Genomic DNA, 15,829 nt, shown 5'->3' with positions numbered 1-15,829 from the left:
CATGTGTTAAGCACGCCGCCAGCGTTCGTCCTGAGCCAGGATCAAACTCTCCGTAAATGATCAACAGCCACACACCCGAAGATGCGTGACAAACCATAAAACGCACCAACACCCCAAAAGGCGCCAGCACAAGTTCGACACTGACAAGAACAAGACATTACTGACTTGCTTCAATCAATATTCAAATACATATTCCAAAGGAATCCCAAACCCACCCAAAAGGGCAGACCCGGGGTTATTGGCATTTGACAATGTGCACGCTGTTGAGTTCTCAAGAACCGGATGCACCCGGCATCGCGCTCTTCCGAGCGATCACACCGAGGCGGTTCGTTACCTTCGCCGATCGACTCGCGCTTTCGACCACCTGATGAACAGACGTGGTTGTTCGCGATTTTCGAAGCGTTTCGCGCTTCGCGATCGGAGTTTCAATCTTAGGCGCGAAAGCACGGGATCGCAACTCGAGGTTGCTGTGTTTTCGGACCGAGATCCAGTCCCTCTTGAGGGCCGGGGAGCTCTTCCGCTCTCCCGCACCTTTGGGGTGACGAGGGATAAATCTACGTCGGGCTGGCAGGGGTGGCAAATCCATTCCACATCCCGGGCGTGTCGGTCGAATCGAGGGCGTTGATGCCGCTCGTTCGCGGCGCGCATACTGCAGGAGTGACCGTTCTCGGCGTGGCTCTGGCCGATCTCGGAGAGGCCGAGACGGCCGCCTCTCGGGTGGAGAGCATCGGCCCCGCCCCGCTGGCGAGTCGCTTGGGCGTCGCAGCGCTCGCGCAGGGCAGCGTCGACACGGCTGCGGTGGCGGCGACCCTCATCCTCGAGGAGCGTGGCGCAGGGACACGCGCGGTGAGGTCCGACCCGCGCCGAGTGGCTGCCGCCTATGGCAGCGAGCGGCTGTTCACCATCGACGGCACCCCACCAGCAGTGTGGGCAGCCCTGTCCGGCTTCTTTCCGACGGTCGACGGGTGGCTGCGCACGCACGCGAACTATCCGCATCACGCGAAGCGACTGACAGGGGCCCTGGGACTACCCGACGACGCGACCCGCGAACAGCTCGGGGATGCGCTGGCCCGAACACGGGCGACGGAAGCGGTGCGACGCATCCGGGCCGCCGGGGGTGTCGCCGCAGAGGCCCGGCCGGGGGACCCCGCCGAGGACCGGAGAAGGACATCCGCGGGCATTCTGGCGCGGCAGAGCTTCGCCGGTCCGCGCCGACCGTGGATGGATGGGGAGTTGCCACTGGCGGGCATCCGAGTGCTCGACCTGACCCGCGTGATCGCCGGCCCCGTGGCCACCCGTACCCTCGCACTCTTCGGAGCTGACGTCCTCCGCGTCGATTCGCCGCGCTTGCCCGAGATCGGCTGGCAGCACCTCGACGGCGGAGCGGGCAAGCGCTCCACCCTGCTCGACCTGGAGGCCAGCGGAGACCGCGGCCGTTTCGATGCGCTCCTCGCCGACGCGGATGTCATCGTCCTCGGCTATCGACCGTCGGGGCTGGCACGGCTGGGACTCTCTCCCGCTGATCTGGTGGCGAGGGTGCCCGGCATCGTGATCGCGCGTCTGTCCGCGTGGGGCTTCGACGACGGGGATGCCGATCGTCGGGGGTTCGACAGCATCGTCCAGGCGGCCTCCGGGATCGCGTGGAAGGAGTCGGCGGATGGCCGCGTTCCCGGCGCGCTCCCCGTCCAGGCCCTCGACCACTCGGCCGGCTACCTGCTGGCAGCGGGTGCGATGAGCGCGCTGCGGAGGCAACGCTCGCAGGGCGGAACCCACGTCGTCGCCACATCACTCAGGCAGGTCGCCGCGCACCTGCTGAGCTCGCCGGCCGGCCGAGCGGTCGAGGTGGACCCGGACCTGTCCGACCAGACGGTGAGTCATCAGAGTGCGTCCGGGCTGCTGCGTTACGCCCTGCCGGCGCCGTCGTACGCGGGATCGCCCGCCGACTTCGCGCATCCGCCGCACCCCTGGGGCTCGGATGTCGCGAAGTGGTTGCCGCGCTGACGACGCCACTCGAGAGGGATCGGTCACTCCACGAAGACGCCGGCGAGGGTCTTCTTTCCCCGACGCAGGACCGCCATGCGCGAGGGCAGCATGAGCGTCGTGATGGCCGGATCGTCGGTGACCTTGACGTTGTTGACCGAGACGCCGCCCTGCGCGATCGCCCGGCGAGCCTCGCCGAGACTTGCACTGAGGCCGGTATCGACGAGTAGCTGCACGATCGTCGTGTTCGGAGCGGTCGTCGTGTTCGGCAACTCCCGCAGGGCGGACTCGAGGGTGGCGTCGTCGAGCGCCGTGACGTCGCCCTGGCCGAACAGGGCTTCGGCCGCCGCTACGGCCGCATCCGTCGCCTCGACACCATGCACCAGGGTCGTCACCTCACGAGCAAGCGTGCGCTGCGCCTCCCGGCGGAAGGGTTCGTCGATGGTCGCGCGCTCGAGCCGTTCGATCTCCGCGCGGTCCAGGAAGGTGAACACCTTCAGCCGTTTCGCGACATCCGCATCGAGCGTGTTGAGCCAGAACTGGTAGAAGGCGTACGGGCTCACGAGTGCCGCGTCGAGCCAGATCGCGTTCCCCTCGCTCTTGCCGAACTTGGTGCCATCGCTGTTGGTCATGATCGGCGTCCCGATCGCGTGGACACTGACGCCCTCCGTGCGATGGATGAGGTCGGTGCCGCTCGTGAGGTTGCCCCACTGATCACTCCCGCCCGTCTGCAGCACGCAGCCGTACTGGCGGTACAACTCGAGGTAGTCCATGCCCTGGAGGAGCTGGTAGCTGAACTCGGTGTAGCTGATGCCGGCGTCGGAGTTCAGGCGCGCTGCCACCGCGTCCTTCTTGAGCATCGTGCCGACGCGGTAGTGCTTGCCGATCTCGCGCAGGAAGTCGATGGTCGACAGAGGGGCCGTCCAGTCGAGGTTGTTGACCAGTGTCACGCCGTTCGAGCCCACGGCGCTGAGGAAGCGCGAGACCTGCTCCTGCAGGTATCCCACCCACTCCTGGACGGTCTCCTTGGTGTTGAGCGTGCGTTCGGCCGAGGGGCGCGGATCCCCGATGAGTCCGGTCGAGCCGCCCACGAGGCCGAGCGGTCGGTGGCCGGCCAGCTGCAGTCGGCGCATGACGATGAGCTGCACGAGGTTGCCGAGGTGCAGGCTGGGTGCCGTCGGATCGAAGCCGCAGTAGTACGTGATGGGAGCCCCCGCGAGGAGGCTCTTGAGTTCCGATTCGTTGGTGGACACGTGCACGTGCCCTCGCCAGACCAACTCCTCCCAGACGTCGTCGAAGGACGGATCGTTGGACTGCGCGGCGAGGATGGCGGGGTCTGACACGCCTGCCAGAGTACATCGGGCCGGGCCGACATTTCAGTTCAGGGACTTATGTTGAGAGAGATCAGGTATTATTCTTAAGTCACTGTCGCATAGGCATGAGGGATTCATCGAATCGAGTTCAGCCGACAGACTGAAGGGAGAGCGCATGTTCGTCATCACCGCCGATCAGGTGGGTAGCCGGGCCGGCGTCGACCACGCTCCGGCGGCCACCACGCTGCTGAACGAGCGATACGCCGCCCAACTGCTCCTGAGCTTCGACCAGACCGCGGGCGATGAGATCCAGGGCGTGACGGAGTCCGCGCCTGTCGCGCTCGCCATCGTGCTCGACCTCGCGCGCGAGCAGCGCTGGAGCATCGGCCTCGGGGTCGGAGATGTCCGCCATCCGCTTCCCGATGCTGCCCGCAAGGCAGCCGGCGCCGCCTTCATCTCGGCACGCGATGCCGTCGAAGCCGCCAAGCGCAACGAGGCGCGCTTCGCCCTGCGCTGCACGCCGTTCGGTGATTCCGTGACCGCTGATGACGTCGAACCGCTCATCCGGCTGCTGCTCATGGCTCGTGCGCGTCGCACCGATGCGGGCTGGGAGGTCGTCGACCTGCTCGAGGCGGGTCGCACGCAGAAGGAGGCTGCTGAGATACTCGACATCTCGGCTCCGGCCGTCAGCATGCGGCTCAAGGCCGCCTGGTGGCAGCTCGACCGCGAGACACGACCGGCCCTCGCGCGACTGCTCGACGACCTCGACGCCAATGCAACGCATCTTCTCCCCGACAACGGAAGGCCCACCCCCCGATGATCATCACCGTCGTCCTCTGGCTGCTGCTCGTACTCGTCCTCGGCGCCGGAGCGACCTTCGCGATCATCGCGTTCTTCAAGCCCGATCGCCTGATGACCTGGCTCGCCGCGGGGTCCGTCCTGCTGGCGGTCGCCATCGCCTGGGCTGCGGGCGCGCCGGCTCCCGTCATCCTCACCGCCGTTGTGGCGCTCGCCTCCACCGCTCTCGCGGTGTTCGGCGGAGGGCCCGCGGCCATGCTGGCGCTGCAGCTGGCCACGCGGGGCAGCGTACGGGAGGGCGTCTTCGGCGGCATCGTAGTGACGGATGACGGCCCGGCGTCGCTGGCAGCGGGCCATACGGCACACGAGGTGCTTCGCGGAGGCGCCACGATCGGAGTGCTCGAACGCTTCGCCGTCGTCGCCTCGATCATCGCAGGATTCCCCGAGGCGCTCGCCGTGATCGTGGCCGTCAAGGGTGTTGGCCGCTTCACCGAGCTGGCGGCATCCGAGGCCCGCGAGCGGTTCATCATCGGGACGCTGGCGAGCCTCACCTGGGCATGCCTGTGCGGAGCCATCGTCCGGCTGGTGCTGGGCTGAGGAGCCGTCAATCCGACGCTGCGCGATGCCGACGGTAGATCGACACCGTCGGGTCGTCGGTGACCCAGAACCGCCACGGGTAGGCCGCCCCTCCCCCGGCACCTGAAACGCCCACGCGGGGGCCCGATGAGATCGCCGGCTGCCCTGATCTCGCCGTCAATTCGAACGGAGCGGCGAACGGGTCGGAACCGTTGTCGGCCAGGGTGAGGCCGAGGGCGACCGTGAGGCGGGCCGGACCTCGCGCGAGGTCGCGGTCGTTGCGTGCGCTGGTTCGCCGCTCGCGCGCCAGCTCGACTCCCGACACCACCTCCCCGGCCCGGAGAAGCACGGCCGACGCGGATCCGGCCGGCGAACAGACCACATTGACGCAGGTGTGCATCCCGTAGGTGAAGTAGGCGTACAGGTGGCCGGGCTCGTCGAACATGACCGCATTCCGCGGTGTCATGCCCCGGAAGGCGTGGGACCCGGGGTCCTGTCCGTCGCCGCGATAGGCCTCGACCTCGGTCAGCCGAACGGTGACCGAGCCCTCCGTCGTGCGGTGGGTCAGAAGGGAGCCGAGCAGCCGCGGTGCGACCTCGACCGCGTCGCGTGCGAGCACTCGTCGATCGAACGGACGCCCGCCCATCTCAGCCGCGCGGCGCGGCGAGGTCGCGCACCCGCTGCGTGAGCGCGGCGAGTTGCTCGGCGACGCGTACCGGAGCCGTGCCGCCGGCGCCGTCGCGGCTCGCTATCGATCCGTCGACCGTGAGCACCTCACGCACCTCGGCGGTCAGGTGCAGTGAGATCGCCGCCATCTCGCCGTCCGGCACCTCGTGCAACTCGAGCCCGTTCTCCTCGCAGTACCGCACCAGGGCTCCGGAGATCTCGTGCGCGTCGCGGAAGGGCACGCGCTGCCTCACCAGCCAGTCGGCGACGTCCGTCGCGAGCGAGAATCCCTGCGGCGCGAGCTCGGCCATCCTGTCGATGTCGAAGCGAAGCGTCGCGACCATGCCGGTGAAGGCCGGGAGCAGCACCTCGAGCGTGTCGACCGAGTCGAACACCGGCTCCTTGTCCTCCTGCAGATCTCGGTTGTAGGCCAGCGGGAGGGCCTTGATGGTGGCGAGCAGGCCGGTGAGGTTGCCGATCAGCCGACCGGCCTTGCCCCGCGCGAGCTCGGCGATGTCGGGATTCTTCTTCTGCGGCATGATCGACGAGCCGGTGGAGAAGCCGTCGTCGAGCCGGACGAACCCGAACTCGCGGGTGTTCCAGAGGATGATCTCCTCGGCGACGCGCGACAGGTCGATGCCGATCTGAGCGGCGATGAAGGCGAACTCGGCGACGACGTCGCGGCTGGCTGTGCCGTCGATGGAGTTCTCGACGACCCGCGAGAATCCCAGTTCGGTGGCGACGAGCTCGGCATCGAGACCGAGCGTGTTGCCGGCCAAGGCGCCGGAACCGTACGGCGAGGCGTCCACCCTCCTGCCCCAGTCGGCGAGGCGCTCGATGTCGCGCACCATCGGCCAGCAGTGAGCGAGGAGGTGGTGCGCCAGCAGCACCGGTTGCGCGTGCTGGAGGTGGGTGCGACCGGGCATGACGGCGTCGCCGTGGGAACTCGCCTGTGCGGCGAGCGCGTCGATGAGGTCGACGAGGAGGGCACGGATGCGGTCGGCGTGGTCGATCAGGAAGAGACGGACGAGCGTGGCGATCTGGTCGTTGCGGCTCCGCCCTGCCCGCAGCTTTCCGCCGAGTTCGGGTCCGACCGCGGAGATGAGCGCCCCCTCGAGCGCGCCGTGGACGTCCTCGTCTCCGTCGGCGGCCACCAGCTCGCCGTTCGCGACGGCCGTCAGCAGCGTGTCGAGACCGGCGACCATCGTCGTCAGCTCTCCGTCGTCGAGGTAGCCCGCTGCGGCGAGCGCTCGTGCGTGAGCCTTCGATCCTGCGATGTCGTAGGGCGCCAGTCGCCAGTCGAACTGCGTCGACCGACTGAGCGCCTGCAGCTCCGGCGACGGACCGCTCGCGAATCGGGCGCCCCAGAGAGAGCCCTCGTTGGTCGAATGCTCGCTCACGCCGCCACCCCGTTCTGGTCAAGCAACCAGGACAGAAGCGCCTTCTGTGCGTGCAGGCGGTTCTCCGCCTCATCCCAGACCACCGATCGCGGGCCGTCGATCACGGCGGCGCTCACCTCGTAACCACGGTAGGCCGGGAGGCAGTGCAGGAAGATGGCGTCATCGGCGGCCAGCCGCATGAGGGCCTCGTCGACCTCGTAGCCGGCGAATGCCTCGACGCGGGCCGCCTTCTCCGACTCCTGCCCCATCGACACCCAGGTGTCCGTGACGAGGACGTCGGCTCCGGTCGCCGCGGCCGCCGGGTCGTGGCCGATCCGCACCGATCCTCCGGTGCGCTCGGCGATGGCCCGCGCATCCGCGACGATCGCGTCGGCGGGGGGAAAGGCGGACGGGGTGGCGATGCGCACGTGCATCCCGGCGGTGGTGCCGGCGAGCAGGAAGGAGTGCGCCATGTTGTTGGATCCGTCACCGACGTACGCGACGGTGAGCCCGGCGAGTCGGCCTTTGTGCTCGCGGATCGTCAGCAGGTCGGCGAGCAACTGGCACGGATGGAAGTCGTCGGAGAGCGCGTTGACCACGGGCACGGTCGTGCCGGCCGCCATCTCCTCCAGGCCCGCTTGGCTGAAGGTCCTCCAGACGATGGCCGCCACCATCCGCTCGAAGACGCGAGCGCTGTCGGCCACGGATTCCTTGCCGCCGAGCTGGCTCTCGATCGCGTTGATGATGAGCGGCGAGCCACCGAGGTCGGCGATGCCGGTGGCGAAGGAGACCCTCGTCCTCGTCGAGGTCTTGTCGAAGATCACCGCGACGGTCTGCGGTCCGGCGAGCGGTCGACGCGAGAAGCGGTTCCCCTTCAACTCGATGGCGAGGTCGAGGATGGTGGCCTGCTCTGCGGGCGTCAGGTCGTCGTCGCGCAGGAAGTGCCGGGTCATGAGATCCCCGTGCTGATCGCGTCGAGCGCTCGGGCGAAGCGCTCGGTGAAGGCGTCGACCTCGTCGTCGCCGATGATGAGGGGCGGTGCAATGCGGATGGTCTGGGCGTTGGGGGCGTTGATGATGAGGCCCGCATCCTGCGCCGCCCGCACGAGACGTGACGCGACGGGTCGTGCGAGACCGACGCCGATGAGCAGGCCCAGTCCACGGAGTTCCGTCACCAGCGGGGAACCGAGGGAACGGATGCGCTCCCGCAGCTGAGCCCCGCGCCGTTCGGCGTTCTCCACCAGCCCAGCCCGCTCGATCTCGCCCAGCACGGCGTTCGCGGTCGCGGTGGCGAGCGGGTTGCCGCCGAACGTGGAGCCGTGCATGCCGGGCGCGAACAGGCGCGAAGCCGCACCGAAGGTCACGAGCGAGCCGATCGGAACTCCTCCGCCGATGCCCTTGGCCACGGTGATGGCGTCGGGTTGAATGCCCTCGTGCTGGAAGCCGAACCACCGGCCGGTGCGGCCGGCGCCGGTCTGGATCTCGTCGATGATGAGCAGAGCACCGTGCTCCGCCGTGAGTTGGCGCGCACGGCGGAGGAAGCCGTCAGGGAGGTCGCGGACGCCCGCCTCGCCGAGTACAGGTTCCACCATGACGGCGGCGACGGATGCATCGATGGACTGATCGAGCGCCTCCAGGGTCGGGGCGATGTGCGCCACGCCTCCCGGCACCGGTTCGAAGTCCTGACGCATGGCCGGCTTGCCACTGAGCGCGAGTGCGCCCATGGTGCGACCGTGGAACGAGTCGGTCAGAGTGAGGATGCGAGTGCGACCGCCATGCCGATTGAGCCGGGCGAGCTTGAACGCCGCCTCGTTGGCTTCGGCGCCGGAGTTGCCGAAGTAGGCACGTCCCTGCTCGCCGGCGCCCGAGAGGCGCTGCAGCCGCTCGGCGAGCTGCACCTGCGGCTCGGACGCGAAGTAGTTGGAGATGTGCGCCATCCGCGCCGCTTGGGCCGCGACCGCCTCGACGAACACCGGATGCGCGTGGCCGAGCGAGTTGACGGCGATGCCGGCGAGGAAGTCGAGGTAGCGGTTTCCGTCGACATCCCAGACCCACGATCCCTCGCCGTGATCGAGCATGATGAGCGGCGTGGCGACGCTGCCCATCATGGCGTCGTGGAAGCGGCGCTGCCAGGCCGCCATGGTGTCCGACGGATTCATGTGGGGACCACCTCGGTGCCGATGCCGCTCTGGGTGAAGACCTCGAGCAGGATGGAATGCGGTTCGCGTCCGTCGATGATGGCGGCCTTGGCCACGCCGCCGTCGACCGCCTCGAGGCAGGCCGTCATCTTGGGGATCATGCCCGACTCGAGGGAGGGCAGGAGCTCGCGCAGTTCGTCGGCCGTGATGTCGGAGACGAGCGAGTCGCGATCGGGCCAGTCGCGGTACAGGCCCGCGACATCCGTGAGGATCACGAGCTTGGCCGCACCGAGGGCGACGGCGAGGGACGCCGCCGCCGAGTCGGCATTGACGTTGAGCGACTGGCCGGAACCGTCGACGTCCGGCGCGATGGAGGAGACGACCGGGATGCGGCCGGCATCCAGCTGGGCCATCACGGCCGCCGGGTCGACAGCCACGACATCTCCGACGAGGCCGAGGTCGACCTCCTCGCCATCCACGACGGCACCGCGGCGTCGCCCGGTGAACAGTCCGGCGTCCTCACCCGAGATGCCCGACGCGAGCGGACCGTGCTGATTGATGGCGCTCACCAGCTCCCGGTTCACCTGACCGGTCAGCACCATGCGCACCACATCCATCGTCTCCGGAGTCGTCACCCGGTAGCCGCCGCGGAACTCGCTCGCGATGCCCAGCCTGCCGAGCATCGCCGAGATCTGCGGGCCTCCCCCGTGCACCACGACGGGACGGATGCCGGCGTAGCGCAGGTAGACCATGTCCTCGGCGAAGGCCTTCTGCAACTCGGGACTGACCATGGCGTTGCCGCCGTATTTGACGACGATGATGGCGTCGTGGAAGGTCTTCAGCCACGGCAGCGAGTCGATGAGGGTCTGGGCCTTGTCGGCCGCGGTGGGTTCGCTCATGGTCAACTCGCGTACGCGCTGTTCTCGTGCACGTAGTCGTGCGTGAGGTCGTTGGTGAGGATGGTGGCGCTCGCCTCGCCGACCCGCAGGTCGATCAGCACGTGGACGGCGCGCGGTGCGAGGTCGACCTCCTCGCGGGGACGATCGGGACGGCCGCCGCTGCAGACGCGCACGCCGTTCATCGACACGTCGACGTCGTAGGGGTCGAAGGTGGCGCTCGTCGTGCCGATCGCGGCGAGTACCCGGCCCCAGTTGGGATCGTTGCCGAAGATGGCGGCCTTGAACAGGTTGTTGCGAGCGACGGATCGGCCGACCTCGACAGCATCCAGCTCGCTCGCGGCGCCGATGATCTCGATGGCGATGTCGTGGCTGGCGCCTTCCGCATCCGCCTGCAGCTGCTCGGCGAGATCGCGGCAGACCGCCGTCAGCACGGCCCGGAAGTCGGCCTCGTCCGGCGTGACGCCCGACGCGCCCGACGCGAGCAGGCTCACTTGGTCGTTGGTCGACATGCAGCCGTCGGAGTCGAGGCGGTCGAACGTGACCCGCGTCGCTTGACGCAGCGCGGCGTCGAGGGCGGGATGCTCGAGCGCGGCATCCGTCGTGATGACAACGAGCATCGTCGCGAGCCCTGGTGCGAGCATTCCCGCTCCCTTGGCGATGCCTCCGATCGACCAGCCGTCGCCTGATCGCACCGAGGTCTTCGGCCGACTGTCGGTGGTCATGATCGCGCGGGCGGCGTCCTCTCCGCCGGTGGTCGCGAGTGCTGCCGCTGCCGCGACGACCCCGGCGGCCAGGACCTCGCCGTCGAGCTGGTCCCCGATGAGCCCCGTCGAGCACACCAGAACGTCACCGGGAGAGATGTCGAGGACCTCGCCGACGGCCTCCGCCGTGCGGTGCGTGACCTGGAATCCCTCCGGCCCGGTGAAGCAGTTCGCCCCGCCCGAGTTGAGCACGATGGCTCCGACCACTCCATCCGCGGCGACCTGCTTGGACCACAGGATGGGATTGGCCTGCGCTCGGTTGCTGGTGAACACGACCGCCGCGTTCTGAAGCGGCCCTCGATTGACGACGAGCGCGAGGTCGAGCGCACCGGACGCCTTGATGCCGGCGGCGACTCCGGCGGCCTCGAAGCCCAGGGGGGATGTGACGGTCACGGTGCGACTCCGTTCACGGGGAGACCGAGGGTCTCGCGCAGGCCGAGCGCGATGTTGGCGGACTGGATGGCGGCGCCTGCCGTTCCCTTGACGAGGTTGTCGACCGCCGCGATCACGACGACGCGCCCGACCGCCTCGTCGACGGCGAGGCCGAGGAGTGCCGTGTTGGCGCCCAGGACGTCGGCGGTGCGCGGCATCTCGCCATCCGGAAGCAGTTGGACGAACGGCTCACCGGCATAGGCGGCCTCCCAGGCGGCGCGCACGGCGGCTGCGTCGGTCCCGGGCACGATGCGGGCCGTCGAGGTCGCGAGGATTCCGCGCGCCATCGGGACGAGCACCGGCGTGAACGAGATGGCGGGTTCCGCCGCCCCGGCCGCCCGCAGGGATTGGAGGATCTCGGGGATGTGGCGATGGACGCCGCCGACGGCGTAGGGGCTGGCGCTGCCGAGGATCTCGCTCGCCAGTAGGTCGGCCTTCAGGCTCCTGCCCGCACCGCTCGGACCGACGGCGAGCACGCTGACGAGGTCGCGCTCCTCGATGACGCCCGCCCGGATGCCCGGCGCGAGCGAGAGTGCGACCGTGCTGGCGTTGCAGCCCGGCGCGGCGATGCGGCGGGTCGACGCGAGTGCGCCGCGCTGCGTCCCGACCGCGAGAGGAAGCTCGGGCACGCCGTAGGTCCACGGCTCAGCGTGGTCTCCTCCGTAGAAGGCCGCCCAGTCGGCCGCGCTCTCGAGTCGGTGGTCGGCTCCGCAGTCGATGATGAGCGCGTCGGCGTCGAGCTGGGCGGCGACCGCCGCGGAGGCACCATGAGGCAGCGCGAGGAAGACCACGTCGTGACCGGAGAGCACCTCCGGCGTGGTCGGCTCGAGTGTCAGACCGGCGTACGAACGCAGGTGAGGCTGCTGGGAGATCAGCGACTGTCCGGCATTCTGGTGCGCTGTGACGGTGCGCACCTCGAACTCGGGATGGCCCGCGAGCAGGCGGAGGATCTCACCGCCCGCGTAGCCGGACGCGCCGCTGACGGCGACGGAGTACGTCATGGTTCCACCTTAGGGTCGGGAGCGTGCGAGGCAGGATCCGGCGACACCCGCTGCAACGGCCGATCGGCCGTCGACGGGGTCGCCTAGAGTCGGCGCTCGGCCCGGCGGCGCTCCACGATGGCCCGGCTCGGCTCGACGATCTCGCGCACGGTGCGCGAGATGTACGGCTGAGCGGTGGACATGACGCGACCCTATCGCGCCGCGACGCAATCGTGCAAACGACGCAATAATCCTGCGTGGGTTACTCCCGCAGGTGCGCCCCTGTCAGCTCCGTGGCGCGTGCCGCGCCGGCCAGCTTCGCCGCGGAGGCTTCAGCGGCCGTCAAGGTGCGGTCTGCCGCGCGGAATCGGAGCGCGAAGGTCAGGCTCTTCGCGCCGTCAGGCAGGCCCTGACCTCGGTAGTCGTCGACCAGGCGCGCGTCCTCGAGCAGCGCACCCGCACCCTCGACGATGGCCGAGCGAACGGCTGATGCCGCCACCTCATCGTCGACGACGAGGGTGAGGTCTTGCGTGGCGGCCGGCATCGTCAGCACGGGCGTCGCGATCACGTCGGACCGGCCGAGACGGATGAGGGCATCGAGGTCGACCTCGAACGCGGCGACGACGCGCGGCAGGTCAGCCGCCTGTGCCAGGTCCGGCAGCAGTTGGCCGGCGAAGCCGACCGTCCGTCCGCCGACGATCACGCGTGCGGTGCGACCGGGGTGGAACGCGGGGTGTTCGCCCTGCTCGATCTCCATCCGCAGGTCGAGCGCTCCGCCCAGGCGACGGACGACGCTGATGGCGTCCTGCCAGTCCCAGGCGAGTGCACCCTGACCGGGCTGACGGGTGACCGCGTTTCCGAGCAGCAGCCCCGAGACCAGTCGCGGCTGATCGGGGATTCCGCCCACGAGGGCGTCGAGCTGCTCATCCGTCGGGCGCTCGTTGCCGACCGGCAGTTCGGCGCTGCCGAACGTCCCGTTCGCGCGAGGAAGGAACACCAGCCCGATCTCGAACACGGCGAGGTCGGTCAGTCCGCGCGAAAGGTTGCGGTGGGCGACGTCGGCGAGCCCCGGCAGCAGCGACGTGCGCAGCACCGGTCGCTCGCCGTCGAGCGGATTCGCCACGCGCACCGGGGAGTCGATGGGGCCGCGCACACTGGCGTAGTCCGCGACGTCGGCGGCGCTCACGAACGGATAGGCGAGCACCTCGGTGAGGCCGGCACCGGCCAGGACGTCGGCCGCGACGCGGCGCAGGCGCTGCTCGCGGGTGAGACCTCGCCCGGGGGGCGCGACGGGCAGGATCGCCGGAATGCGGTCGTACCCGCTGATGCGGGCCACCTCCTCGGCCAGATCGTGCTTGCCGGTGATGTCGGGGCGCCAGCTCGGCGGGGTCACCGAGAGACCGGCCTCCGCTGCTTCGACGTGCGCGCCGATCTCGACGAGCGTCGAGCGGATCTCCTCGTCGGAGTACTCCACGCCGATGAGGCCCGAGACGTAGCCGTCGGGCAGCAGGATCGGCTCCCGCTCCGGCGAGGTCGCCAAGGGCGAGTTGCCCGCATCTGCGATCCCTCCCGCGAGGTCGACCAGCAGCTGCGCGACCCGGGCCGCCGCCACTTCGGCGATCTGCGGATCGACTCCGCGCTCGAAGCGCTTCGCCGCCTCGCTGGGCAGCTTGTGCCGCCGAGCGGAGCGGGCGATCGTGATCGGGTCGAAGGTGGCCGCCTCGATGAGCACGTTGCGGCTGCCGGAACTGATCTCCGTCCGCCCACCGCCCATGACCCCCGCAAGTCCGATGGGTCCCTCGTCGTCGGCGATCACCAGGTCTTCGGCGTCGAGCGTACGGTCCTTCTCGTCGAGCGTCACGATGTGCTCGCCGGGCTCGGCTCGCCGCACGGTGATTCCTCCGACCAGTGTGTCGAGGTCGTAGGCGTGATTGGGCTGGCCGAGCTCGAGCATCACATAGTTCGAGATGTCGACCGTCAGCGACAGCGAGCGCACCCCGGCGAGCTTGAGGCGGGAGACCATCCACGCGGGCGTCCGACGCGTGGGGTCGATGTCGCGCACGATCCGCGTGACGAACTGCGTCGCGCCGGCCCGACCGCGGATGGGTGCCCGATCGTCGATCGCCACCGGGAACGATGAGGTGCCGAGATCCTGGGCGTCGGCCGGGTCGCGGAAGGCGGCCCCGGTGGCGTGGGCGTACTCACGTGCGACGCCTCGAATGGAGAAGGCGTAGCCCCGATCGGGCGTGACGTTGATCTCGATCGCGGCATCGTCGAGGTGGAGCAAGGCGATGGCGTCCTCGCCGACCTCCGGGTCGAGGCCCAGCTCGGTCAGCCGGAGGATGCCGTCGTGTTCCTCGCCGAGGCCGAGCTCGCGCGCGGATGCGATCATGCCGTCGGAGACGTGGCCGTAGGTCTTGCGCGCGGCGATGGGGAACGGGCCGGGGAGCACCGCGCCGGGAAGGGTCACGACCACCTTGTCGCCGACGAAGAAGTTGCCCGCGCCGCAGACGATGCCGCGCACGGCGTCTCCGCCACTCGTGCTGAGCCCGGTCGACGTGTCCGCAGCGCTCCCGCCCTCGGGCGCGACCCGCACCTGGCACCAGCGGATGGTCTTGCCGTTGCTCTGCGGCTCCTCATCGAAGGAGAGCACCTCGCCGACGACGATGGGTCCGGTGAGCTCGGAGCGGTGGATGTCCTCCTCCTCGAGCCCGACCCTCACCAGGGCGGCGTGGATATCCTCGGGGGTGCTGCCGGGCACCAGGTCGACGTACTCGGCCAGCCAGCTCAGTGGCACTCTCATCTCAGACCACCATTCCGAACTGCTGCGAGAAGCGCACGTCGCCCTCGACCATGTCGCGCATGTCCTGCACGTCGTTGCGGAGCATCAGCCCGCGCTCGACCCCCATGCCGAACGCGAATCCGGAGTAGACCTCGGGGTCGATTCCGGCCGAGCGCAGCACATTGGGGTTGATCATGCCGCAGCCGCCCCACTCGATCCAGCGCGGGCCGTCCTTGAAGGTCGGGTGCCAGAAGTCGAGTTCGGCGCTCGGCTCGGTGAACGGGAAGTAGCTCGGCCGCAGGCGCACGCGCGCGCCCTCGCCGAAGATCGCCTGGACGAAGTGCTCGAGGGTGCCGCGCAGGTGGGCCATGGTGAGCCCCTTGTCGACCGCGAGTCCTTCGAACTGCATGAAGACGGGCGTGTGGGTGGCGTCGAGCTCATCGGTGCGGAACACGCGACCGGGCGCGAGCACGTAGATGGGCAGATCGCGCTCGAGCATCGCCCGCACCTGCACCGGACTGGTGTGCGTGCGCATCACGAGGTGCGCCTCGGGCGGGTCGATGAAGAAGGTGTCCTGCATGGCGCGCGCGGGGTGGTCTGCATCGAAGTTGAGCGCGTCGAAGTTGAACCACTCGCTCTCCACCTCCGGCCCCTCGGCGATCTCCCAGCCCATGCCGATGAACACGTCGCTCACGGCATCCTGCAGAAGGGAGAGCGGATGCCGCGCCCCCATCGGGTGCCGGTCCGCGGCGGCGGTCACGTCCACGCGCTCCGCCTCGAGCTGCGCGGACGCTTCGGCGGCCAGCACCTCGGCCTCGCGGGCGGCGAACGCCTGGTTCACGCGGGCACGGCCCTGGCCGACGAGTTTGCCGGACGCCGCCTTGTTCTCGGGCGCCACGGTCCGCAGCGTCGCGTTCAGGCGGGCCAGCGGGGAGTGCTCCCCCGTGTGCGCGGCACGAACCGCCCTGAGGGCCGCTGAATCGGCCGCGCCCTCGATCGCGGCGGTGGCGGCATCGACGGCGGCGTCGACGGTCGCCTCGCTTATCTCGGGCGTGGCCTCGGGAGTGCTCTCGGTGGGTTCAGACACGAGAACCGAGTTTACCGGCGAGCGGGACCCGGCGTGCTC

13 protein-coding genes are annotated in these 15,829 nt (G+C 69.3%); 3 read left to right on the top strand and 10 right to left on the bottom strand.

All coding sequences use genetic code 11. The features are described from left to right. Positions 1-657: 657 nt before the first annotated feature. The gene (locus E6C70_RS14325) at positions 658-2,001 is read left to right on the top strand and encodes a CoA transferase (protein ID WP_168770974.1); all 1,344 of its coding nucleotides are present in this window, start codon (positions 658-660) and stop codon (positions 1,999-2,001) included. Between the two features lie 23 nt (positions 2,002-2,024). On the opposite strand, the gene tyrS is transcribed toward E6C70_RS14325, so the two are convergent. Further along, a complete protein-coding gene (gene tyrS, locus E6C70_RS14320) occupies positions 2,025-3,323 on the bottom strand; it encodes a tyrosine--tRNA ligase (protein ID WP_407921042.1) in 1,299 nt (432 codons plus the stop codon). A 145-nt stretch (positions 3,324-3,468) separates the two neighbouring features. Between tyrS and E6C70_RS14315 the strand changes: the two genes are divergently transcribed. Then, positions 3,469-4,113: a DNA-binding protein gene (locus E6C70_RS14315; RefSeq protein ID WP_136425228.1), complete on the top strand. Its 645-nt coding sequence runs from the start codon at positions 3,469-3,471 to the stop codon at positions 4,111-4,113. Then, complete coding sequence (locus tag E6C70_RS14310) at positions 4,110-4,688, top strand: hypothetical protein (protein WP_136425227.1); 579 nt, start codon at positions 4,110-4,112, stop codon at positions 4,686-4,688. The genes E6C70_RS14315 and E6C70_RS14310 overlap by 4 nt, the downstream gene beginning before the upstream one ends. Positions 4,689-4,695: 7 nt before the next feature. Here E6C70_RS14310 and E6C70_RS14305 read toward each other — a convergent pair whose 3' ends face one another. The 9 genes from E6C70_RS14305 to pheS form a co-directional block, all read right to left on the bottom strand. Next, on the bottom strand, positions 4,696-5,313 hold the full coding sequence (locus E6C70_RS14305; RefSeq protein WP_136425226.1) for a DNA-3-methyladenine glycosylase: 618 nt from the start codon (positions 5,311-5,313) through the stop codon (positions 4,696-4,698). A 1-nt stretch (position 5,314) separates the two neighbouring features. Beyond that, the gene (gene argH, locus E6C70_RS14300) at positions 5,315-6,733 is read right to left on the bottom strand and encodes an argininosuccinate lyase (protein WP_136425225.1); all 1,419 of its coding nucleotides are present in this window, start codon (positions 6,731-6,733) and stop codon (positions 5,315-5,317) included. After that, complete coding sequence (gene argF, locus E6C70_RS14295) at positions 6,730-7,665, bottom strand: ornithine carbamoyltransferase (RefSeq protein ID WP_136425224.1); 936 nt, start codon at positions 7,663-7,665, stop codon at positions 6,730-6,732. Before argF ends, argH begins: the two co-directional genes overlap by 4 nt. Further along, the gene (locus E6C70_RS14290; protein ID WP_268895968.1) at positions 7,662-8,870 is read right to left on the bottom strand and encodes an acetylornithine transaminase; all 1,209 of its coding nucleotides are present in this window, start codon (positions 8,868-8,870) and stop codon (positions 7,662-7,664) included. Before E6C70_RS14290 ends, argF begins: the two co-directional genes overlap by 4 nt. After that, positions 8,867-9,748: an acetylglutamate kinase gene (gene argB, locus E6C70_RS14285; protein WP_136425223.1), complete on the bottom strand. Its 882-nt coding sequence runs from the start codon at positions 9,746-9,748 to the stop codon at positions 8,867-8,869. Before argB ends, E6C70_RS14290 begins: the two co-directional genes overlap by 4 nt. A 2-nt stretch (positions 9,749-9,750) precedes the next feature. After that, positions 9,751-10,902 carry a bifunctional glutamate N-acetyltransferase/amino-acid acetyltransferase ArgJ gene (gene argJ / locus E6C70_RS14280; protein ID WP_136425222.1) on the bottom strand — a complete coding sequence of 384 codons (1,152 nt, stop codon included), beginning with the start codon at positions 10,900-10,902 and terminating at the stop codon, positions 9,751-9,753. Next, positions 10,899-11,942: an N-acetyl-gamma-glutamyl-phosphate reductase gene (gene argC / locus E6C70_RS14275; protein WP_136425221.1), complete on the bottom strand. Its 1,044-nt coding sequence runs from the start codon at positions 11,940-11,942 to the stop codon at positions 10,899-10,901. The genes argJ and argC overlap by 4 nt, the downstream gene beginning before the upstream one ends. A gap of 241 nt (positions 11,943-12,183) precedes the next feature. Further along, positions 12,184-14,724, bottom strand: a complete 2,541-nt coding sequence (gene pheT, locus E6C70_RS14270) for a phenylalanine--tRNA ligase subunit beta (protein ID WP_136425220.1) — start codon at positions 14,722-14,724, stop codon at positions 12,184-12,186. A 1-nt stretch (position 14,725) separates the two neighbouring features. Then, positions 14,726-15,790, bottom strand: coding sequence for a phenylalanine--tRNA ligase subunit alpha (gene pheS / locus E6C70_RS14265; RefSeq protein ID WP_136425219.1), 1,065 nt, complete (start codon positions 15,788-15,790; stop codon positions 14,726-14,728). Between the last annotated feature and the right edge of the window lie 39 nt (positions 15,791-15,829).

Origin of the sequence: Orlajensenia flava (assembly GCF_004801905.1) — a bacterium.
Taxonomy (GTDB): Bacteria; Actinomycetota; Actinomycetes; order Actinomycetales; family Microbacteriaceae; genus Orlajensenia; species Orlajensenia flava.
The sequence above is the reverse complement of the archived record's forward strand: the minus strand, read 5'-3'. Positions and strand labels throughout refer to the sequence as shown.

Bases quoted from the DNA above. Each gene is read 5' to 3' on its own strand.
- E6C70_RS14310 (WP_136425227.1), top strand. From the start codon at position 4,110: ATGATCATCACCGTCGTCCTCTGGCTGCTGCTCGTACTCGTCCTCGGC.
- E6C70_RS14290 (WP_268895968.1), bottom strand. From the start codon at position 8,870: ATGAATCCGTCGGACACCATGGCGGCCTGGCAGCGCCGCTTCCACGAC.
- pheT (WP_136425220.1), bottom strand. From the start codon at position 14,724: ATGAGAGTGCCACTGAGCTGGCTGGCCGAGTACGTCGACCTGGTGCCC.
- argC (WP_136425221.1), bottom strand. From the start codon at position 11,942: ATGACGTACTCCGTCGCCGTCAGCGGCGCGTCCGGCTACGCGGGCGGT.
- E6C70_RS14305 (WP_136425226.1), bottom strand. From the start codon at position 5,313: ATGGGCGGGCGTCCGTTCGATCGACGAGTGCTCGCACGCGACGCGGTC.
- argB (WP_136425223.1), bottom strand. From the start codon at position 9,748: ATGAGCGAACCCACCGCGGCCGACAAGGCCCAGACCCTCATCGACTCG.
- E6C70_RS14315 (WP_136425228.1), top strand. From the start codon at position 3,469: ATGTTCGTCATCACCGCCGATCAGGTGGGTAGCCGGGCCGGCGTCGAC.
- argF (WP_136425224.1), bottom strand. From the start codon at position 7,665: ATGACCCGGCACTTCCTGCGCGACGACGACCTGACGCCCGCAGAGCAG.